This is a genomic window from Streptomyces sp. NPDC015242, from assembly GCF_043079125.1.
Classification (GTDB): Bacteria; Actinomycetota; Actinomycetes; order Streptomycetales; family Streptomycetaceae; genus Streptomyces.
In genome coordinates this window covers 343,359-363,574 of sequence record NZ_JBIBUF010000006.1, presented here as the reverse complement: position 1 = coordinate 363,574, position 20,216 = coordinate 343,359, and the positions used below count along the sequence as shown (strand labels likewise).

Genomic DNA, 20,216 nt, shown 5'->3' with positions numbered 1-20,216 from the left:
CGTAAGTCCGTGCCGGAGCGCGCCCTGAACGGCTGACACCCCCCAGCGAAAGGGACACCCGCACTCATGAGCCGTACCCGAACAGCGTTACTGGCCGCCATGGCCCTGGTCGCCGGCGCGACCGGTACCGCGTTCGCCGTCGACCCCGGCGGCCTCGGCACCACCGCAGTCCCCTGTACGGTCGACTACAAGATCCAGAACCAGTGGAGCACCGGCTTCACCGCCGCCGTGACCCTCACCAACAACAGCGCCGCCAAGTCCTCCTGGTCGCTGAAGTGGTCCTACGCCGGCAACCAGAAGGTCACCAGCGGCTGGAACGCCAAGCTCAGCCAGAGCGGCGCCGACGTCACCGCGGCCAACGAGAGCTACAACGCCCAGCTGGCGACCGGCGCCTCGGTCAGCTTCGGCTTCCAGGGCAGCTACAGCGGCAGCAACGCCGTCCCGGCCACCTTCACCCTCGACGGTGTGACCTGCAACGTCGACGACGGAGGCTCCGGCGGCCCCACGGACCCGCCGGACCCGGGCGGACCCGCGAACCGCGTCAACAACCCCTACGAGGGCGCCAAGATGTACGTGAACCCGGAGTGGTCGGCGAACGCCGCGGCCGAGCCGGGCGGCAGCCGCGTCGCCAACCAGCCCACCGGTGTCTGGCTGGACCGGATCGCAGCGATCAACGGCGCCGGCGGCAAGATGGGCCTGCGCGCCCACCTCGACGAGGCCCTGCGCCAGAAGGGCTCCGGCGAGCTCGTCGTCCAGTTCGTCATCTACAACCTGCCCGGCCGGGACTGCTCCGCCCTGGCCTCCAACGGCGAGCTGAAGGCCGACGAGATCGACCGCTACAAGACCGAGTACATCGACCCGATCAAGGCGATCCTCGCCGACCCGAAGTACGCCTCGCTGCGGATCGTCACCACGGTGGAGATCGACTCCCTGCCCAACCTCGTCACCAACACCGGCAGCCGCCCGACGGCCGTTCCCCAGTGCGACGTGATGAAGGCCAACGGCAACTACGTCAAGGGCGTCGGCTACGCGCTGAACAAGCTCGGCGACGTGCCGAACGTCTACAACTACGTCGACGCCGGCCACCACGGCTGGATCGGCTGGGACGACAACTTCGCCCCCTCCGCGGCCCTGTTCAAAGAGGCGGCGACCGCCGAGGGCGCGACCGTCAACGACGTCCACGGCTTCATCACCAACACGGCCAACTACAGCGCCCTGAAGGAGAACAACTTCTCCATCACCGACAACGTGGCGGGCAAGTCCGTGCGCGAGTCGAAGTGGGTCGACTGGAACCGCTACACCGACGAGCTCTCCTTCGCCCAGGCCTTCCGCAACCAGCTGGTCTCGATCGGCTTCCCGTCCGGCATCGGCATGCTGATCGACACCTCCCGCAACGGATGGGGCGGCACCGCCCGGCCCGCCGGCCCCGGTCCGCAGACCTCCGTGGACGCCTATGTCGACGGCGGCCGCTACGACCGCCGCATCCACCCCGGCAACTGGTGCAACCAGGCCGGAGCCGGCCTCGGCGAGCGCCCGCGGGCCAACCCCGCCACCGGGATCGACGCGTACGTGTGGATGAAGCCCCCGGGCGAGTCCGACGGGTCGAGCAAGGCCATCGACAACAACGAGGGCAAGGGTTTCGACCGCATGTGCGACCCGACCTACACGGGCAACCCGCGCAACAACAACAACATGTCCGGTGCCCTGCCGGACGCGCCGATCTCCGGGCAGTGGTTCTCCGCCCAGTTCCGGCAGCTGATGCAGAACGCGTACCCGCCGCTGTCGTGAGCGGCTGACACCCCGTCCCCACCCATCCGCCGGGGCCTTGCGCCCCGGCGGATGGGTGCGGGCATTTTCTTGCCGGAGCGGCAACAACGGTGGTCTTCCCGCGGTGCGCCGTCGCACGCTGACCGCATCCGAGCGAGAGGCTGGCCACCATGGCGCACCACCACCACGGCAACGAACACGGGCACGGAACCGGACACGGGCACGGAACCGGACACGGGCAGGGACCCGGACACGGGCACGGTCACGGGCGGGGTGACGAACACGTCCACCCGGACTGGGCCGAGATGGGCCCGATGCTGGAGTCCTCGGCGGAGCTGTTCGCGTCGCTGTACGAGCGGGCCCTCGGCTGGCTCGCGCAGGAGGTGACCGAGCCCGGTCTGATCGTCGACGCGGGCAGCGGGCCGGGCGTCGTGGCATGCCTGTTCGCCGAGACCTTCCCGGGCGCGCGGATCGTCGCGGTGGACGGCTCCGAGCCGCTGCTGGAGCGGGCCCGCGCGCGGGCGGAGCGGCAGGGGATCGCCGACCGCTTCGGCACGATCACCGGAGAGCTGCCGGACGTGCTGGGCGAGCTGGACTACCCGGCCGACCTGCTCTGGGCCAGCCGCAGCCTGCACCACCTCGGTGACCAGCGGGCCGCTCTCGCCGCGTTCGCCGAGCGGCTCGCGCCCGGCGGCACGCTGGCCCTCGTGGAGGGCGGTCTGCCCCCGCGGTACCTGCCGCGCGACATCGGCATCGGCAGGCCAGGGCTGCAGGCGCGGATCGACGCGGTGGAGGCGGAGTGGTTCACGCGGATGCGCCACGAGCTGCCGGGCCACGTCGCGGTGACGGAGGACTGGCCCGCCCTCCTGGCCGCCGCCGGCCTGAAGCCCACCCGGTCGCACACGTTCCTGCTGGACCTGCCCGCCCCCGCCGCGGAACGGGCGCGCGCCTACGTCATCACGTCCCTGTCCCGCCGGCGCGACCGGCTCGGGGAAGCACTCGACGCCGAGGACGTCGCCACCCTGGACCGGCTCCTCGACCCCGACGACGACGCGAGCCTGCACCACCGCCCGGACGTGTTCGTCCTGGAGGCCCACACCGTCCACACGGCGGTCCGCCCCGGCTAGCGGCCGCGGGCCCTTGACTTCGAGAGCGCGTCAACTGATGGACTCCCCGGCATCGCAGTTCCGACCGGACACGCAGGGGGATTTCATGGCCGAGAACCAGGTGGCGCTCATCACCGGCGGCGGCAGCGGCATCGGCGCCGCCGTCGCACGGCAGTTGCTGGACGCCGGGTACCGGGTCGCCGTCACCGGACGGGGGAAGGAGCGGCTCGACGCCTTCGCGCAGGAGCTCGGGCGGCCCGAGGGGCTGCTCACCGTCCCCGGGGACACCGCCGTGTACGACGACGTCCGGGCTGCGGTCGGCGCGACCCTCGGGAAGTTCGGCCGGCTGGACGCGGTCGTCGCCAACGCCGGCTTCGCCACGCACGACACGGTCGCCGAGGGCGACCCGGCCGGCTGGCCCGACATGGTGCTGACCAACGTCCTCGGCCCGGCCCTGCTGATCAGGGCGTCCATCGACGCTCTGAAGGAGACGCGCGGGCGGATCGTGCTCGTCGGCAGCGTCGCCGGGTTCGTCCCCTCGCCGGGCAACATCTACGGCGCGACGAAGTGGGCCGTGACCGGTCTCGCCGAGAACACCCGGCGGCAGGTCACGGAGTGGGGCGTGGGCGTGACCCTCATCGCGCCCGGCCGCACGGAGACCCCCTTCTGGGACACCTACGGCAGCCTCCCGCCCGGCCACCTGCTCACCGCCGGCCAGATCGCCGACTCGGTGGTGTGGGCGATGCGCCAGCCGGCCGGTGTCGACGTCAACACGGTCGTCGTACGGCCGGTGGGGCAGCCGGTCTAGCCGGCCCGCGACCGGCACCGGTCCCGAGCCCTCAGGGCTTCGGGACCGGTGCGCCGTCGGTGCGCGTCAGGCTCCGTTGAACTCCGCCGGGTGCGGGCCCAGGCGGCGGTCCTCGTTCAGCGCGCTGATCGCCGCGAGGTCCTCGGTGTCCAGGCTGAAGTCGAACACCTCGATGTTCTCCTTGATCCGCGAGGGCGTCACGGACTTCGGGATCACCACGTTGCCCAGCTGGATGTGCCAGCGCAGCACGACCTGCGCGGGCGTGCGGTCGTGCTTGCGGGCGATGGCCACGATCGCCGGGACCTCCAGCAGGCCCTTGCCCTGGCCGAGCGGCGACCAGGCCTCCGTGGCGATGCCGTGCTCCGCGTGGTACTCACGGGCGTCCTGCTGCTGCAGGTGCGGGTGCAGCTCGATCTGGTTCACCGCGGGGACGACCGACGTCTCGCCGGTCAGCTTCTCCAGGTGCTCGGGCAGGAAGTTGGAGACGCCGATGGCCTTGATCCGGCCGTCGGCGTGCAGCTTCTCGAACGCCTTGTAGGTGTCGACGTACAACCCCCGCTCCGGCGTCGGCCAGTGGATGAGGTACAGGTCGACGTAGTCGAGGCCGAGCTTCTCCAGCGACGTGTCGAAGGCGCGCAGCGTGGAGTCGTATCCCTGGTCGGCGTTCCACAGCTTCGTCGTGACGAAGAGCTCCTCGCGGGGGAGACCGGAGGCGGCGATGGCCTTGCCGGTGCCCTCCTCGTTGCCGTAGATCGCCGCTGTGTCGATGCTGCGGTACCCGGCCTCCAGCGCCGTCGTGACGGCCGTCTCGGCCTCGTCGTCCGGCACCTGCCAGACGCCGAAGCCCAGCTGGGGCATCTCGACGCCGTTGTTCAGCTTGATCGGGGGGACCTTGCTCACGAGCTCTCGATCCTTCGGTGTGCGGTCAGTGGTACTCCCATCGTCAACGATCACGAGCCGTGATGCATTCCTGACGGGAGAATTCGCAACCCACGGATGCCCCGTCGGAGCCGGGGTCACGCGCGGTACAGCGCCTCGACCTCGTTCTCGTACGCCTTTTCGATCGCCTTGCGCTTCAGCTTCAGCGACGGGGTCAGCAGCCCGTGCTCCTCGGTGAAGGGCTGGGCGAGGATGCGGAAGGTGCGGATGGACTCGGCCTGCGAGACCAGGGTGTTGGCCGCGACCACCGCGCGCCGCACCTCGCTCTCCAGATCCGCGTCGCGCACCAGTTCCGCCGGGGACATCCGCGGCTTGTTCCGCATGGCCAGCCAGTGCTCCACGGCTTCCTGGTCCAGGGTCACCAGGGCGGCGATGTAGGGGCGGTCGTTGCCGACGACGATGCACTGGTTGACCAGCGGATGGTCCCGGACGCGTTCCTCCAGCACCCCGGGGGAGACGCTCTTGCCGCCGGAGGTGACCAGGATCTCCTTCTTGCGGCCGGTGATGGTGAGGTAGCCGTCCTCGTCGAGCGAGCCCAGGTCGCCCGTGGCCAGCCACCCCTCCTGCAGGGCCTCGTCGGTGGCCTTGGGGTTGTTGAGGTACCCCTGGAAGACGTTGTGGCCGCTCAGCCAGATCTCGCCGTCGTCCGCGATGTGCACGGTCATGCCCGGGATGGGCTGCCCGACCGTGCCGAACCGGGTGCGCCCGGGCGGGTTGGCGGTGGCGGCGGCGGTGGACTCGGTCAGGCCGTAGCCCTCGTAGATGTGGACGCCCGCGCCGGCGAAGAACAGCCCGAGCCGCCGGTCCATCGCCGAGCCGCCGGACATGGCGTGCTTGATGCGGCCGCCCATCGCGGCGCGGATCTTGGAGTAGACGAGCTTGTCGAACAGCTGGTGCTGCATGCGCAGTCCCGCCGAGGGTCCGGGGCCGGTCCCCCAGGCCTTGGCCTCCATCGCGTCGGCGTAGTTGATGGCGACGTCCACGGCCTTCTCGAACGGGCCGGAGCGCCCCTCCTTCTCGGCCTTGCGGCGGGCCGCGTTGAACACCTTCTCGAAGATGTACGGCACCGCGAGGAAGAAGGTCGGCCTGAAGGCGGCCAGGTCCGGCAGCAGGGCCGCCGCGTTGAGCTGCGGCTGGTGGCCGAACTTGACCTTGCCCCGGATCCCCGCGACCTGGACCATCCGCCCGAAGACGTGCGCGAGCGGCAGGAACAGCAGGGTCGCCGCCTCGTCGCCCTTCCTGGAGTGGAACACCGGCTCCCAGCGCTCGATGACCGTGTCCGCCTCGTACATGAAGTTGCCGTGCGAGATGACGCAGCCCTTGGGGCGGCCGGTGGTGCCCGAGGTGTAGATGATCGTGGCGACCGAGTCGGGCGTGACGGCCTGCCGGTGGCGGTGCACCACCTCGTCGTCGAGGTGCGCCCCCGCGTCGTACAGCTCGTGCACGGCGCCGGAGTCCAGCTGCCACAGGCGGCGCAGCTGCGGCAGCCGGTCGATGACGGTGGCGATCGTCATGGCGTGGTCCTCGTGCTCCACGACCGCGGCTGTCACCTCGGCATCGTAGAGCATCCAGAAGCACTGCTCCGCCGAGGAGGTCGGGTAGACCGGCACGACCTGGGCGCCGATCGTCCACAGCGCGTAGTCGAACAGCGTCCACTCGTAGCGTGTGCGGGACATGATCGCGACCCGGTCGCCGAACCGGATGCCGCTCGCCAGCAGCCCCTTGGCCAGGGCCAGGACCTCGTCCCGGAACTCGGCGCTGGTGACGTCCCGCCACCGGCCGGTGTCGTCCTTGCGGCCGAGCGCGATGTGCAGCGGGTCCTGCCGGGCATGCTCGAACACCACGTCGGCCAGACCGCCCACCGGAGGTGCCAACGCCAACGGAGGGTTGGAAAACTCGCGCAAACCCGCTCCCCGCTCCTCAGCGCTTCAGTCGAGTGACGCTCCGCACAGCGCCGTGAAAGCTACCTCAAGCAACCAATGCGCGGGAGGGGGCCGAACGTGAGCAGCACTCTTGTCCTCGCTGGTCAGCGAGGGAAAATGCGCTCACATGGGGAAGGGTCGGACAGGAAACTGACGATTGAGTAAGTTTCGGTCCCGTAATCTCCACCGAATCTGTACGACTCCGGCGGCCGGTCGCCGGGGCGCCGCCGCGGTGTCTCTTCTCCCAGCGCGCAGGCCGCGGATTTCGTCACTCCGGCCGGTCACCGGCCCTTGTGCGCCGTGCGGTGCAGGCGGTCCCCGCCCGACAGGAGCGCCGCCGCGAGGGCGTCGGCGGCGCCCTGCGCGGCGGAGCGGTGGCGGCCGTGGACCACCACGAAGTCGACCTGTCCCAGCTCCGGGAGCCCCGCCCGGTCCGGCACCCGCACCAGGCCCGGCGGGATGAGGCCGCGGGAGTGGGCCATCACGCCGAGTCCGGCCCGGGCCGCCGCGACCAGGCCGTTGAGGCTGCCGCTCGTGCACACCACACGCCACTCCCGGCCCTGACGCTCCAGCGCCTCCAGGGCGAGGGCGCGGGTGATGCCCGGCGGCGGGTAGACGATCAGCGGCACCGGCCGGTCCGGATCCAGCCGGAGCCGCTCCGCTCCGATCCACACCAGGCGGTCGTGCCGGACCAGCGCGCCGCGCGGGTCCTCCGGGCGCCGCTTGGCGAGGATCAGGTCGAGCTTCCCGGCGGCCAGCTGTTCGTGCAGCGTCCCCGACAGCTCCACCGTCAGCTCCAGGTCGACCTCCGGGTGCTCGTGCCGGAAGCCCTCCAGGATCTCCGGCAGCCGGGTCAGTACGAAGTCCTCCGAGGCGCCGAAGCGCAGCCGGCCGCGCAGCCGGGTGCCCGTGAAGAAGGCCGCCGCCTGTTCGTGCACCTCCAGGATGCGGCGCGCGAAACCGAGCATGGCCTCGCCGTCCTCGGTCAGCTCCACCGAGTGGGTGTCCCGGGTGAACAGCGTCCGCCCGGTCGCGTCCTCCAGCCGCCGGACGTGCTGGCTCACCGTCGACTGCCGCAGCCCGAGCCGCCGTGCGGCCTGCGTGAAGCTCAGCGTCTGGGCGACCGACAGGAAGGTCCGCAAATGGGAGGGGTCGTACATGCGACGGAGCCTATCGTGGAACGTGATGACAGTCAGAGCGGTATACGGGATTCCCGATCGCCGCGGCGGGGAGCAGGATGGAAGGGGGCCGTCCCGGCCCGCACGGGATCCGCCCGTCCCGTCCGTACCGAGTGAGTGGAGCCTCGTGAAACGCCTGCGCCGGCCCCGCCGGATGCCGATCGACCCGTACGTCCTCCTCCTGCTGGCGACGGTGGGCGTCGCCGCGCTGCTCCCGGCGCGGGGCACCTCCGCCGATGTCGCCTCCGGTGCCTCCACGGCGGCGATCGCCCTGCTGTTCTTCCTGTACGGGGCCCGGCTGTCCACCCGTGAGGCACTGGACGGGCTGCGCCACTGGCGGCTGCACCTGACCGTCCTGGCCTGCACCTTCGCCGTCTTCCCACTGCTCGGCCTGGCGGCCCGCGGGCTGGTGCCCGTGATCCTGACCGACCCGCTCTACCAGGGGCTGCTCTTCCTGACGCTCGTCCCGTCGACCGTGCAGTCCTCGATCGCCTTCACCTCGATCGCCCGCGGCAACGTGCCCGCCGCCATCTGCGCGGGCTCCTTCTCCTCCCTCGTCGGCATCGTCGCCACCCCGCTGCTCGCGGCCTCCCTGCTCGGCGGCAGCGGCGGCGGCTTCTCCGCCGACTCGCTGCTGAAGATCGTCCTGCAGCTGCTCGTGCCGTTCCTCGCCGGGCAGGTGCTGCGCCGCTGGATCGGCGGCTTCGTCACCCGCCACAAGAAGGTCCTCGGCCTGGTGGACCGCGGTTCGATCCTGCTCGTCGTCTACACCGCGTTCAGCCAGGGCATGGTCCAGGGCATCTGGCACCGGGTCAGCCCGCTCAGGCTGGGCGGGCTGCTGGCCGTCGAGGCCGTGATCCTCGCCGTGATGCTGCTGCTGACCTGGTACGGCGGGAAGGCGCTGGGCTTCGGCCGGGAGGACCGGATCACGCTCCAGTTCGCCGGTTCCAAGAAGTCCCTGGCCGCCGGACTGCCCATGGCGAGCGTCCTGTTCGGGGCGCACGCCTCCCTGGCCGTGCTGCCGCTGATGCTGTTCCACCAGATGCAGCTGATGGTCTGCGCGGTGATCGCCAAGCGCCGCTCGCACGACCCCGGCGCGGCCGGCGTCAGCGTGGCGGAGCCAGCCGCAGCGTCACGAAGCGCGGCCGGTACAGGGACACGTTCCGGCTGAGCCGGTCGGCGGCGCTCGTGGTCTCCAGCCAGTTGACGTCGTAGCTCAGCACGAGCCGCCCGTCGCCGCTGAGCACCGGATGCGCCTGCGGGTTGTAGGCGGCGACCTGGCCCGGTGGCAGCGCGGGGCTGAACTCCTTCGCCGGGCCGTGCCACGGGCCCTCGGGGGAGCAGGCCCAGTACGCGGCCACCGTGGTCAGGCCCTTGGTGCCGGTGGCCATGGTGAAGAGCACGTACGTCCCCTGGTCCCGGACCACCGTGAACGCGCTGCCCACGCCGCGCCGCCGTCCGTCCCCGAGCACCGGCCGGGGGCGTGCGCCGGCCGCCCAGCCGGAGCCGTCCCAGAACTGCCAGGCCGCCGGGTCGGCGAGCCTGCCCTCCGGCACGCGGGCCGCGTAGGCGTGCGAGGCGGGGCGGGAGGCGGCGCGGCCGTCGTCGCCGCCGTAGACGTAGCTCCAGCCGTCCTCCTCGACCAGCGTGGTGCCGAACAGCACACGCCGGGACGGGTCGGGGACCAGCTGCTGGTCGAGGACCCTGACCACCGACTCCAGGCGCAGGTGGGGCAGGGACAGGGTGGCGACCTCGGTCGCGGTGGGGACGCCGTAGATCCACGGGGCGGGGCCGGCGGTGCGCACCCACAGCAGCACGCGGACGACCTGCTCGTCGGCGCCGGGGGAGCGGGGCTCGACGCGGGCGGCGACCGGCCAGCGCCACTGGTGGGGCGCCGGGTCCGCGAAGAGCGGGGCGGGCAGCGTGGATTCGAGCCGGCCGTCGCGCATCAGCACGGCCGAGTTGCGCACCAGCGGCGCGGCGGAGTCCCGCCAGGTGTAGGACTCGCCGTGCGGGTTGGGCGGGCCGTACACCCGGCCCAGGTAGGTGTCCGAGAACAGCCACAGCACCCGGCCGTCCGGCAGCCGCACCGAGTGGGTGCCGTCGCCGCCGGTCCAGTCGTCGGTGCGGCCGGCGTCGTCGCCGTAGCGGGCGAACTCGGCGGTGAGGCGCTCGTCCGCCTGCCAGGAGCGGACCGTGCGGGCCCGGCAGGCGCCGCCGCCGGGTGGCGCCTCCTCGCCGTCCGGCAGGGCGATGAGCAGCGCGGCGCCGAGAACCAGGACCAGCAGCAGGCCGATCCCGGTTCCCGCGAGCTGTCGTGCTCGTGCTGCGGATGCGTCGTCGGGCACGATCCGTGACGTTAGTTGCTGCCGCTCACCTGGTCCATGGGGAGCCACAGCACCGTGCCCCGTGCGGCCGCGCCCGACGCGCCGGAGGCCAGCTCGCTGTCGGACAGGGCCCGGTTCCACACGCGGACGTCGTCGACGGCCCCGGTGAGGTGCGCCCTGCTGTCCATGCGCTGCCCGATGTGCACGCCGAAGGGGGAGTTGCGGCTGACCGAGCCGGCCACGTCCGCGGTGCTGACCGCCTCGCCGTCCAGGAAGAGCGTGAGCTGCCCGCCGCCGCGGCGCAGCGCCAGGTGGTGCCAGCGGCCGTCGTTGCGGGCGCCGTCGCTCCACACCGAGGCCGTCCGGACGGTCGCGGCGCCCGACCGGGTGGTGATCAGCGCCCGGACCCGGTCGTTCGCCGGCTCGCCGCGCAGCCAGACCTGCGGCTGGGTGCCGCCGATGCCGCCCATCCACAGGAAGGGCTGCTCGCCGGTCGCGGCCGTGTAGCGGAAGAACAGGGACGCCGTGAAGTCGCCTTCGCCGAGCGGCAGTTGTGAGCGGTACGGCAGGCGAACGGCGTCGTCGGCACCGTCGAAGGACATCGCGCTGCCGCGCACCCCGGCGGTCCGCCCGGCGCCGCCGAGGACGGCCGCCGGCTTGGCGCCCGCCGCCGCGTCACGGGTGGTCGGGTCGGCGCCCCGGCGGGGCTTGAGCCAGTCCTCGGTGAAGCGGGCGAAGCGGATCTCGTCCCGGGCGTCGGCCGCGCCGCCCTCGTAGAGCAGTCCCACCGTCGAGCCGTCGACCGCCGCCATGTCGGAGTAGCCGGACCAGTCCGTGGTGACGACCGTGCCCCGGTCCACGCTCTCCCAGGTGCGCCCGCCGTCGTAGGAGGAGCGGATCATCATCGTGCGGCGGCGGTCGGGGTCGGCCGGGGCGGACAGCAGCATGCGGTCGCCCAGCCGCAGCGTGGCGCCCTGCACCTGCGGCGTGTAGAGGTCCGGCAGGGCCCGGAAGGGAGAGGCGAAGCTGTCGCCGCCGTCCGTGCTGAACGCCTGGGCGCGGTGGCCGAGGTCGGTGCCGTCCTGCTCCCGGCCGCTGACGAGCAGGGTCCCGTCCGCCCGCTCGGTGAGCGTCACCTCGGACGGCTTCTGCCGGAACGTGCCGTCCTGCTCTATCGGCCAGGAGTCGGTGGCGCCGATCCGCCAGTGGTCGCCGCCGTCGTCGCTGACGACGAGCGCGGCGTGGTTCGCGGAGACTCGGCTGCCGTTCCACGTCTCGGTGTTGACGCCGAACACCAGTCGCCCGGCGTGCTCGCCGCGGGTCAGCTGGATGCCGTGCACGGGGCCGGTGGCGTACCAGGAGTTCCAGTCGCCGGGCAGGATCTCGTCGCTCAGGTCGCGCGGCCGCGACCAGGTCCGGCCGTCGTCGTCGCTGTACTGCAGGTGCGGGGTGCGGTCGCAGGGGATCTGGCAGTTCCCGGCGTCCGTGCGGCCGGTGTTGTACGTCTCGGCCAGCAGGACGCGGCCGGTGCGGGCGTCCACGAGGGGCGCCGGGTTGCCGTGCGTGTCGCCCGCGCCCTCGTTGACGACCTGGAGCGGGCCCCAGGTGCGGCCGCCGTCGGTGGAGCGCTTGAGGACGATGTCGATGTCGGCGGCGTCACCGCAGTTGAGGACGCGGCCCTCGGCGAAGGCGAGCAGCGTGCCGGTGGTGGTGCGCACGATCGCCGGGATCCGGAAGCATGCGTACCCGGGGTCCTGGGAGGCTTTGAAGAGGACCTGCTGCTCGAACTCCGGTGACGCCGTGGCCGGTCCGGCCTCGGCCGGTGCGGTGGGCGCGAGCAGCGCCGCGGCGGCCAGGGCGGCTGTCAGGGTGGATCTCAGACGGGTGCGAAGACTTGACGGCATGGTGCGACCTGCCCTTCATGCGTCTGTCGGCTGGACCACCGGCAACGGGCGGGAAGACATCCGGTCATCCGGACATCCCATGTCCCGAGAGGCGGGTCACAGACGGTACTTGGCTTCTCGGACCCCCCACAAGAACCGTGCGTCAGGGGATCAGGACGACCTTGCCCAGGTTGGCCCGCGCCTCGATCTCCCCGTGCGCCTTCGCCGCGTCCTCCAGGGCGAACTCCCCGTGCACACACGGGCGGATCTCGCCGGCCGCGTACAGGCGCCACAGCTCCTCACGCCACTGTTCGTACAGCTCGGGCCTCGCGCGGGCGATCCGGGCCATCTGGAAGCCGATGACCGACTTGGCGCCCACGAGCAGGTCGTACGCCTGGACGGCGCCGCCGCCCGAGCTGTAGGCCACGAGCCGTCCCCCGGGGGCGAGCGCGTGCAGCGCGGGGGTGAGCAGGGCGCCGCCGACCGCGTCGAGGACGTAGTCGACCGGGGTGCCCCAGCTGTCGTCGCCGTACGTGATGACGTGGTCGGCGCCGAGGCCGCGCACGAAGCCGGCCTTGGCCGGGTCGGAGACGGCGCCCACGACCCGTCCGGCGCCGCGCGTCCCGGCCAGCTGCACGGCCAGATGGCCGACGCCGCTCGCCGCGGCGGTGACCAGGGCCGCCTCACCCGGCTCCGGCCGGGCCGCCTCCAGGGCGCCGAGGGCGGCCAGGCCGCTGCGGACCAGGGCGACGGCGGTGACGGCGCTCGCGTCGCGCGGGACGGGGGAGGCCATCGCCTCGTGCAGCAGCGCGAAGTCGGCGTAGCCGTGGCCGCAGCAGAGCCCGGTCACGCGATCGCCCGGCCCGAAACCGGTGACGCCCTCGCCCACGGCGGTGACCTCCCCGGCGATCTCGCCGCCGAGCGGGACCGGTTCCGCCGCTTCCACGACCTTGCGGACGACCGGGAGCGTGACGCCGACCGCCTCCACGCGCACGAGCAGTTCCCCGGGGCCGGGCTCGGGGACCGGCGCCTCCTCCAGGAGCAGGGGGCCGCCTCGGGATTCACAGCGGACGCGGCGCATCGCACCTCCGGATGTCGTTGGTGGTCCCCATGAACTCATGGGGACCACCAACGGTATAGGACGATCATAGGGAGAACCAACGATCACTTGGTTAGGCTGCGGCCATGTCGGAAGCCCCTCTCCCCGCGATCCGCTCCCTGCCCAGCTGGCTGCTCGGCCGCGCCGCCGCCCGGGGCCGGGCCCTGGTGGCCGAGGCACTGGCCGACGAGGACATGCGGATGTGGCACCACGTCGTGCTGTCGGCCGTCCGCGACCTCGCGCCCGTCGCCCAGGCCGACCTCGGCCGCGCGGTGCGGCTCGACCCCAAGGACCTGGTCGGCATCCTCAACGACCTCCAGGCGGCGGGCCTGGTGGTGCGCGAGCCGGACCCGCGGGACCGCCGCAAGAACGCGGTCTCCCTCACCGAACGGGGCACCCGGCTGCTGAAGCGCTGCGAGAAGGCGGCCCGGGCGGCCAACGACGAGCTGCTCGCCCCGCTGTCGGCGGCCGAGCGGGAGCAGTTCACGGGCATGCTGCGGCGCATATCCGGCACGGGCTGACGGTCCCGGCGGGCACAAGGCCGAGACGGGGCCCCTGCGGCGCAGGGGGCGCTCCCCGCCGGCCGGGGCCCCGCCGCCGTGCAGCGGGGCGAACCTGCTCAGCCCTGGGCGGCCGCGGCCCGCAGGGCGATCCGGTCCTCACCCGCGTACACGTTCATGGAGCTGCCCCGCAGGAAGCCGACCAGCGTCAGACCCGTCTCGGCGGCCAGGTCCACCGCGAGCGAGGACGGCGCGGAGACCGCCGCAAGGACCGGGATGCCGGCCATCACGGCCTTCTGCGCCAGCTCGAAGGAGGCCCGGCCCGACACGAGCAGGACCGCCCGCGACAACGGCAGTTCCCCGTTCTGCAGGGCACGGCCGACCAGCTTGTCGACCGCGTTGTGCCGGCCCACGTCCTCCCGGACGTCCAGCAGCTCGCCCTCCTCGGAGAACAGGGCCGCCGCGTGCAGACCGCCGGTCCGGTCGAAGACCCGCTGGGCCGCGCGCAGCCGGTCGGGCAGGTCCGCCAGCAGCTCGGGCGCGACCCGGACCGGAGGGGTGTCGGCGACGGGCCAGCGGGCCGTGGTGCGCACCGCGTCCAGGGACGCCTTGCCGCACAGGCCGCAGGACGAGGTGGTGTAGACGTTGCGCTCCAGCGTGATGTCGGGGATCACCACGTCCGGGGCCGTCTGCACGTCGACGACGTTGTACGTGTTCGAGCCGTCGGCCGTCGCCCCGGCGCAGTAGACGATGTTCCGCAGGTCCCGCTGCCCGCCCAGCACGCCCTCGCTCACCAGGAAGCCCGCCGCCAGCGCGAAGTCGTCGCCCGGGGTGCGCATGGTGATCGCCAGGGGCTTGCCGTTGAGCCTGATCTCCAGGGGCTCCTCGGCGACGAGCGTGTCGGGGCGGCTGGAGACGGCCCCGTCCCGGATGCGGAGCACCTTGCGTCGTTCCGTGACTCGTCCCATGTCCTGATCAGTCCCGGTTCTGTATGTGCTGGTAGCCGAAGCGGCCCTTGATGCAGAGATTGCCGTGGGTCACCGGGTTGTCGTGCGGCGAGGTGACCTTGACGATCTCATTGTCCTGCACGTGCAGCGTCAGGTTGCAGCCCACTCCGCAGTACGCGCACACCGTGGTCGTCTCCGTCTGCCGCGACTCGTCCCAGGTACCCGCCGCGCGCATGTCGAACTCCGACTTGAACGACAGCGCGCCCGTCGGGCACACCTCGATGCAGTTACCGCAGTACACGCACGCCGAGTCGGTCAGCGGCGCGTCGTGCTCGACGGCGATCCGGGCGTCGAAACCGCGCCCGGCGACCGAGATCGCGAAGGTGTTCTGCCACTGGTCGCCGCAGGCGTCGACGCACTTGTAGCAGAGGATGCACTTGTCGTAGTCGCGCACGTACAGGTCGTTGTCGACCCGGGGCTCCTCGCCGAGCCGGGCCGCGTCCGGGCCGAAGCGGTCCGGTTCGGCCTCGTACTCCTTGAGCCACCCGGCGACCCGGGGCGTGGTGGACAGGTCGACGGAGGACGCGAGCAGCTCCAGGACGATCTTCCGGCTGTGCCGGGCGCGCTCGGTGTCCGTGCGGACCTCCATGCCCGGTTCGGCCTTGCGGGAACAGGCCGGGACCAGGGTGCGCGCCCCCTCGACCTCGACGACGCAGACCCGGCAGGCGTTCTTCGGCCGCAGCGTGTCGCCCTCGCACAGGGTCGGGACGTCCTTGCCCGCCGCCCGGCAGGCGTCGAGGATCGTCGAGCCCTCCGGGACCCGGGCCTCCTGGCCGTCGAGCGTGAACTCCAGCATCCGGCGCGGGATCCCCAGCGGTGTGACGGTCATTCGTACGCCCCCAGACGGTCGATGGCGGATTCCACGGCGTTGAACGCGGTCTGCCCCAGACCGCAGATGGAGGCGTCCCGCATGGCGCGGCCCACCTCCCTGAGCAGGGCGATGTCGTCCGCGGCGGCGGCACCCGTGCGCTCCGCGATCCGGTGCAGCGCCTCCTCCTGCCGCACGGTCCCGACCCGGCAGGGCACGCACTGCCCGCACGACTCGTCGCGGAAGAATTCGGCGATGCGCAGCAGCAGCCGGGGCAGGGGCACGGTGTCGTCGAAGGCCATGACGACTCCGGAGCCCAGGGTCGTGCCGGCCTCGCGCGTGCCCTCGAAGGTGAGCGGGACGTCCAGCTCGTCGGCCCGGACGAAGCCGCCGGCCGCGCCGCCGAGGAGCACCGCCCGCAGCCCGTCCCGCACCCCGGCGAGCGCGAGCAGCTCACCGAGCGTCGCCCCGAACGGCACCTCGTACACACCGGGCCGCTCCACGCTCCCCGACACGCAGAACAGCTTCGGTCCGGTCGAGCGCCCGGAGCCGATCGCGGCGTACGCGGGGGCGCCCATCGTCAGGATCGGCAGCACGTTGACCAGCGTCTCGACGTTGTTCTCGACCGTCGGCTTGCCGAACAGGCCCTTCTCCACCGGAAACGGCGGCTTGGAGCGGGGCTCGCCGCGGTAGCCCTCGATGGAGTTGAACAGGGCCGTCTCCTCACCGCAGATGTAGGCGCCCGCCCCGCGCCGGATCTCGATGTCGAAGGCGTACCCCTGCCCGAGGACGTCGTCGCCGAGCAGCCCCCGGGCGCGAGCCCGGGCGATCGCGTGCTCCAGTCGGCGCAGGGCGCGCGGGTACTCGCCGCGCAGGTACAGGTAACCCCGGTGGGCACCGGTCGCGTACCCGGCGATCGTCATCGCCTCGATGAGCGCGTACGGGTCGCCCTCCATCAGGACCCGGTCCTTGAAGGTGCCGGGCTCGGACTCGTCGGCGTTGCAGACCAGGTAGTGCGGGCGGTCCGGCTGCGACGCCGTGGCCTGCCACTTGCGGCCCGTGGGGAAGGCGGCCCCGCCTCGCCCGACCAGGCCCGAGTCGGTGACCTCCCGGATGACGCCCGCCGGGCCCAGCTCGAACGCCCGGCGCAGGGCCGCGTAACCCCCGTGGGCGCGGTAGTCGTCGAGGGACGCCGGGTCGGCCACACCGACCCGGCGCAGCAGCATCAGGCCGTCCTGCCCGGCCTGGGGCACCGCCAGCGCGGCCGGGGGCTCCTCCGGCGCCGAGTCGGGGGCGCTCGCGGCGAGGACGGCCCCCGCGACGGTCGCCGGCGCCGACACCGCCGTACGGACCGGGTCCCCGGCCCTGATCGCGAGTGCCGCCGGGGCGCGTTCGCACAGGCCCAGGCAGGGGCTGCGCTGCACGCTCACCCCGCTGCCGGGGCCCAGCCGCTCCTCGATCCCGGAGCACAGCCCGGGCGCCCCGGCCGCCGCGCACGCCAGGTCCGTGCACACGTGCAGCACGGTCGCCGGGCGCGGCTGCACGGAGAACATCGCGTAGAAGGTGGCGACGCCGTACGCCTCCGCCGGCGGCACCGTCAGCCGCCGGCACAGGTAGTCCAGGGCGCCGCCGCTGATCCAGCCGACCCGGTCGTTGATCGCGTGCAGCCCCGGCAGCAGCAGGTCGCGGCGGTCCCGGGCCTCGCGTCCGCCCCGGGCCCACCTCAGGTCGGCGGCCCGCATCTCGTCGCGGGCGGCGCCCTCCCAGGAGGACTCCGGGGGCCCGAGCAGGGCGTCCACGGCCGCCCGTTCCTCGTCCGTCGGTTTGCTGTCGCCGAAGTGCAGGTCCACGGTGCGTCACCCCACGGTGGTCGCGATGGGCAGCTTCTCGATCCGGATCGCCGACGCCTTGAACTCCGCCGTCCCCGCGATCGGGCAGTTCGCCTCGATCGTCAGCGCGTTGGTGTCCACCTCGTCCGGGAAGTGCATGGTCATGAAGGCGAGCCCGGGCCGCAGCGCGGGGTCCACCCACACCGGCGCCGTCACCGACCCGCGCCGCGAGGTCACCTGGACCTCCTCGCCGACGACGACCCCGTACCGCTCGGCGTCCTCCGGGGACAGCTCGATGTACTCGCCGCGGCGCAACGGGGAGGCGTAACCGCCGCTCTGCACACCGGTGTTGTACGAGTCGAGGCGCCGCCCGGTGGTGAGCCGGATCGGGTACCGCTCGTCGGTGAGGTCCACCGGCGGGTCGTGCTGCACGATCCCGAACGGCGCGAGCCGCCCGCGCCGCGCCGGGTCGGGGTCCCACAACCGGCCGTGCAGGTAGGTCGGTTCCAGTCCGTCGGTGCTCGGGCAGGGCCACTGGATGCCCTGGTGCTCCTCGAGGCGCGCGTACGTCATGCCGTAGTGGTCGGGGGAGACCGACCTCAGTTCGTTCCACACGGTCTCGGCGTCGGCGTACTTCCAGTCGTGGCCCAGGCGGGCGGCGAGGTCGCAGAGGATGTCGATGTCCTCGCGGGCCTCGCCGGGCGGGGCGACGGCCCGGCGCACGCGCTGGACCCGGCGTTCGCTGTTGGTGGTGGTGCCCTCGGTCTCCGCCCAGCCGGCCGTGGCGGGCAGCACCACGTCCGCCAGCTCGGCCGTCCTCGTCAGGAAGATGTCCTGCACGACGAGGAAGTCGAGCGCCCGCAGCCGCCGTACGGCCTGCTCGCTGTCGGCCTCGGACTGGGCCGGGTTCTCGCCGATGCAGTAGACGGCCCTCAAGGTGCCGTCCTCCATGGCCTCGAACATCTCGGTGAGGTTCAGGCCGTAGTGCGGCTGGATGACCGTGTCCCAGGCCGACTCGAACTTCCGCCGGGTGCCGGGATCGAGGATGTCCTGGAAACCGGGCAGACGGTTGGGGATCGCGCCCATGTCGCCGCCGCCCTGCACGTTGTTCTGCCCGCGCAGCGGCTGCAGGCCCGAGCCCCAGCGGCCGACGTGCCCGGTGAGCAGGGACAGGTTGATCAGGGCGCGGACGTTGTCGGTGCCGTTGTGGTGCTCGGTGATGCCGAGGGTCCAGCACAACTGGGCGCGCCCGGCCCGGGCGTAGGCGTGGGCCAGCTCCCGGATCGCCGCCGCCGGCACGCCCGTCACCTTCTCGGCGAGGGACAGGGTCCACGGCTCGACCAGGGCCTTGTACTCCTCGAAGCCGGTGGTGGCCCGCTCGACGAACGCCTCGTCGACGAGGCCCGCGTGGATGATCTCGCGGCCGATCGCGTGCGCCATCGGGATGTCCGTGCCGACGTTCAGCCCGAGCCAGCTCTCCGCCCACTCGGCGGTCGACGTCCGGCGCGGATCGACGGCGTACATCCGCGCCCCGTTCCTGATGCCCTTCAGCACGTGCTGGAAGAAGATCGGGTGCGCGAAACGGGCGTTGGAGCCCCACATCACGATGACGTCGGTGTGCTCGATCTCCTCGTACGACGACGTCCCGCCGCCCGAGCCGAACGCCGCCGACAGGCCCGCCACGCTCGGCGCGTGGCAGGTGCGGTTGCAGGAGTCGACGTTGTTGGTGCCCATGACGACCCGGGCGAACTTCTGCGCCACGTAGTTCATCTCGTTGGTGGCGCGGGCGCAGGAGAACATGCCGAAGGCGCCGCGGTGGCGCTCCAGCCCCCGGGCCGCCCGGTCCAGGGCCTCCTCCCAGCTCGCCCGCCGGAACGGCTGGTCCCGGGAGTCCCGCACGAGAGGGTGGGTGAGTCGGGTGTAGGTCTTCGGTTCACGCTTCCTCATGCGGCGCTCCTCAGCGCGAGCAGGTCCGAGATGGCGTGCACGGTGCGCAGGGTGGGCACCTCCACGCCGGTGATCTCCGCCAGTTCGACGACCGCCGCGAGCAGCACGTCGAGTTCGAGCGGCTTGCCGCGCTCCAGGTCCTGGAGCGTGGAGGTGCGGTGGTCGCCGACCCGCTCGGCGCCCGCCAGCCGGCGTTCGATGGAGACCCCGACCTCGCAGCCCAGGGCCCCGGCGACCGCCAGCGTCTCGGTCATCATGATCTCGATGACCCGGCGGGTGCCGCCGTGCAGGCACATCTGCCGCATGGTCGCGCGGGCCAGCGCGCTGATCGGGTTGAAGGAGATGTTGCCGAGCAGCTTGAGCCAGATGTCGTTGCGCAGGTCCGGTTCCACCGGGCACTTCAGGCCGCCCGCCCGCATGGCCTCGCCGAAGGCCAGACAGCGCGCCGAGCGGCTGCGGTCTGGCTCGCCGACGGAGAACCGGGTGCCTTCCAGGTGCCGCACGATGCCCGGGCCTTCGAGCTCGGTCGCCGCGTAGACGACGCAGCCGACGGCCCGTTCGGGCGCGAGCACCGCACTGACCGCGCCGTCCGGGTCCACGCTCTCGATCCGGTGGCCATCCCAGGGGCCGCCGTGCCGGTGGAAGTACCACCAGGGGATGCCGTTCTGGGCCGCGACGACCGCCGTGGTGTCGTGCAGCAGCGGCGCGATCAGCGGCCCGCACGCCGCGTACGCGTTGGCCTTCAGGCCCAGGAAGACGTAGTCGACCGGGCCGACTTCGGCCGGGTCGTCGGTCGCGTGCGGGTGCGCGGTGAAGTCGCCGCGCGGGCTGCGCACCCGCACTCCGTGCCGCCTCATGGCCGCCAGGTGCGGTCCACGGGCGATGAGATGCACCTCGGCACCCGCGCGGTGGAGCGCGGCGCCGACGTAGGCGCCGATGGCACCGGCGCCGAGAACTGCGACTTTCATAAGGAGGGAGCTCCGTTCGGTCGAGGGTACCGAGGAACTGCCGAGACTGTGTCGACGAAATATTGTCTACAGTATGGAAGTTGGGGCGGCAAGAGTCCGTGCGGTGACCGTTCGGCGCAGCTCGCGTA

General features: G+C 72.4%; 16 protein-coding genes. 5 read left to right on the top strand and 11 right to left on the bottom strand.

Features of this window, described 5'->3' with window-relative positions:
• Window positions 1-66: 66 nt before the first annotated feature.
• From ACF07N_RS22145 to ACF07N_RS22135, 3 genes are all read left to right on the top strand, one after another.
• On the top strand, window positions 67-1,788 hold the full coding sequence (locus tag ACF07N_RS22145; protein ID WP_392115520.1) for a glycoside hydrolase family 6 protein: 1,722 nt from the start codon (window positions 67-69) through the stop codon (window positions 1,786-1,788).
• 149 nt (window positions 1,789-1,937) lie between these two features.
• The gene (locus ACF07N_RS22140) at window positions 1,938-2,894 is read left to right on the top strand and encodes a class I SAM-dependent methyltransferase (RefSeq protein WP_392115517.1); all 957 of its coding nucleotides are present in this window, start codon (window positions 1,938-1,940) and stop codon (window positions 2,892-2,894) included.
• Between the two features lie 85 nt (window positions 2,895-2,979).
• A complete protein-coding gene (locus ACF07N_RS22135) occupies window positions 2,980-3,681 on the top strand; it encodes an SDR family oxidoreductase (RefSeq protein ID WP_392115514.1) in 702 nt (233 codons plus the stop codon).
• Window positions 3,682-3,747: 66 nt separating this feature from the next.
• Here ACF07N_RS22135 and ACF07N_RS22130 read toward each other — a convergent pair whose 3' ends face one another.
• From ACF07N_RS22130 to ACF07N_RS22120, 3 genes are all read right to left on the bottom strand, one after another.
• Complete coding sequence (locus ACF07N_RS22130; protein ID WP_392115867.1) at window positions 3,748-4,539, bottom strand: aldo/keto reductase; 792 nt, start codon at window positions 4,537-4,539, stop codon at window positions 3,748-3,750.
• Between the two features lie 158 nt (window positions 4,540-4,697).
• Window positions 4,698-6,524 (bottom strand): AMP-dependent synthetase/ligase, encoded by a 1,827-nt coding sequence (locus ACF07N_RS22125; protein ID WP_392115511.1) that lies wholly within the window; start codon window positions 6,522-6,524, stop codon window positions 4,698-4,700.
• A gap of 299 nt (window positions 6,525-6,823) precedes the next feature.
• Window positions 6,824-7,702 carry a LysR substrate-binding domain-containing protein gene (locus ACF07N_RS22120; RefSeq protein WP_392115509.1) on the bottom strand — a complete coding sequence of 293 codons (879 nt, stop codon included), beginning with the start codon at window positions 7,700-7,702 and terminating at the stop codon, window positions 6,824-6,826.
• Window positions 7,703-7,874: 172 nt separating this feature from the next.
• Here ACF07N_RS22120 and ACF07N_RS22115 point away from each other — a divergent pair, with 172 nt between their 5' ends.
• Window positions 7,875-8,891 (top strand): bile acid:sodium symporter family protein, encoded by a 1,017-nt coding sequence (locus tag ACF07N_RS22115; protein ID WP_392115864.1) that lies wholly within the window; start codon window positions 7,875-7,877, stop codon window positions 8,889-8,891.
• Here ACF07N_RS22115 and ACF07N_RS22110 read toward each other — a convergent pair.
• The 3 genes from ACF07N_RS22110 to ACF07N_RS22100 all read right to left on the bottom strand — a co-directional run bounded on the left by ACF07N_RS22110 (window position 8,827) and on the right by ACF07N_RS22100 (window position 13,011).
• Complete coding sequence (locus tag ACF07N_RS22110; RefSeq protein WP_392115506.1) at window positions 8,827-10,068, bottom strand: DUF4185 domain-containing protein; 1,242 nt, start codon at window positions 10,066-10,068, stop codon at window positions 8,827-8,829. The genes ACF07N_RS22115 and ACF07N_RS22110 overlap by 65 nt on opposite strands.
• Before the next feature lie 11 nt (window positions 10,069-10,079).
• The gene (locus ACF07N_RS22105) at window positions 10,080-11,951 is read right to left on the bottom strand and encodes an exo-alpha-sialidase (protein ID WP_392115504.1); all 1,872 of its coding nucleotides are present in this window, start codon (window positions 11,949-11,951) and stop codon (window positions 10,080-10,082) included.
• A gap of 142 nt (window positions 11,952-12,093) precedes the next feature.
• Window positions 12,094-13,011, bottom strand: coding sequence for a zinc-binding alcohol dehydrogenase family protein (locus ACF07N_RS22100; protein WP_392115501.1), 918 nt, complete (start codon window positions 13,009-13,011; stop codon window positions 12,094-12,096).
• 104 nt (window positions 13,012-13,115) lie between these two features.
• Here ACF07N_RS22100 and ACF07N_RS22095 point away from each other — a divergent pair, with 104 nt between their 5' ends.
• Window positions 13,116-13,550 (top strand): MarR family winged helix-turn-helix transcriptional regulator, encoded by a 435-nt coding sequence (locus ACF07N_RS22095; protein ID WP_383338802.1) that lies wholly within the window; start codon window positions 13,116-13,118, stop codon window positions 13,548-13,550.
• Window positions 13,551-13,648: 98 nt separating this feature from the next.
• Here ACF07N_RS22095 and fdhD read toward each other — a convergent pair whose 3' ends face one another.
• The 5 genes from fdhD to ACF07N_RS22070 are packed head-to-tail and all read right to left on the bottom strand — an operon-like array spanning window position 13,649 to window position 20,088.
• Window positions 13,649-14,497, bottom strand: coding sequence for a formate dehydrogenase accessory sulfurtransferase FdhD (gene fdhD, locus ACF07N_RS22090; protein WP_392115498.1), 849 nt, complete (start codon window positions 14,495-14,497; stop codon window positions 13,649-13,651).
• A 7-nt stretch (window positions 14,498-14,504) separates the two neighbouring features.
• Window positions 14,505-15,365 (bottom strand): 2Fe-2S iron-sulfur cluster-binding protein, encoded by an 861-nt coding sequence (locus ACF07N_RS22085; RefSeq protein WP_392115495.1) that lies wholly within the window; start codon window positions 15,363-15,365, stop codon window positions 14,505-14,507.
• Complete coding sequence (locus ACF07N_RS22080; protein ID WP_392115493.1) at window positions 15,362-17,194, bottom strand: NADH-ubiquinone oxidoreductase-F iron-sulfur binding region domain-containing protein; 1,833 nt, start codon at window positions 17,192-17,194, stop codon at window positions 15,362-15,364. Before ACF07N_RS22080 ends, ACF07N_RS22085 begins: the two co-directional genes overlap by 4 nt.
• A gap of 6 nt (window positions 17,195-17,200) precedes the next feature.
• Window positions 17,201-19,120 carry a molybdopterin oxidoreductase family protein gene (locus tag ACF07N_RS22075; RefSeq protein WP_392115491.1) on the bottom strand — a complete coding sequence of 640 codons (1,920 nt, stop codon included), beginning with the start codon at window positions 19,118-19,120 and terminating at the stop codon, window positions 17,201-17,203.
• Window positions 19,117-20,088: a 2-dehydropantoate 2-reductase gene (locus ACF07N_RS22070; RefSeq protein ID WP_383321672.1), complete on the bottom strand. Its 972-nt coding sequence runs from the start codon at window positions 20,086-20,088 to the stop codon at window positions 19,117-19,119. The genes ACF07N_RS22075 and ACF07N_RS22070 overlap by 4 nt, the downstream gene beginning before the upstream one ends.
• Window positions 20,089-20,216: the final 128 nt, after the last annotated feature.